The 563-nt window shown below is 35.9% G+C and carries 1 pseudogene; it reads right to left on the bottom strand.

Going from position 1 to position 563, the window contains the following annotated elements:
* Nucleotides 1-229, bottom strand: a pseudogene (locus R3X26_RS18855) (undecaprenyl-phosphate alpha-N-acetylglucosaminyl 1-phosphate transferase); the annotation flags it as partial.
* Nucleotides 230-563: the final 334 nt, after the last annotated feature.

The following is a 563-nucleotide window of genomic DNA, read 5'->3' as shown; positions in this document are numbered from 1 at the left end:
CTGCGATAGAGGCTAAAAAGATCTGACTATGGGGAATAACATCTGGGTGAGTAACGAGGTACTGGCTGATAGATAGGCTGATCGCAATGCCTCCCACAAGTGGAATGGCGCCGTTATGTAACTTTCTCTTATTTGGTTTATCGACTAAACCTATTGTTTTCGCGACTTTTCGCAGCAAAAAAAGTGAGGAAAAGGTGAAAAAGCCAATAAATGATAGCTCTAATAACATGATGAATCCTAAGCAGTTTTTATTGTAAGTAATGTATTTACGCAAATCATACGTTAATGAATTGATTATGTATACTGTTGCCTATGGTCTGACCTGTTTATGAATGTGTAATGATTGGTTGTGTTTATTGATGATAAAAGTGCATTGTTAGTCTCTAATTATTCTCGGGTGGGGTGCGTCATATTAAGAGTCAAGAGCTAGAGCAGGGAAAAATCATGAGTTGCATTGATTTATAAAGAATTTTTTATTCTGTGTCCAATAGCTAAGAGTAGCGAAACCTGATTTAGGTCAAGTAATATTTTATTAAGAAACGATCAAGTTGTAGATCATTTTC

It is taken from the genome of Vibrio sp. TH_r3 (genome assembly GCF_033101115.1).
In the GTDB taxonomy this organism is placed as follows: Bacteria; Pseudomonadota; Gammaproteobacteria; order Enterobacterales; family Vibrionaceae; genus Vibrio.
The sequence above is the reverse complement of the archived record's forward strand: the minus strand, read 5'-3'. Positions and strand labels throughout refer to the sequence as shown.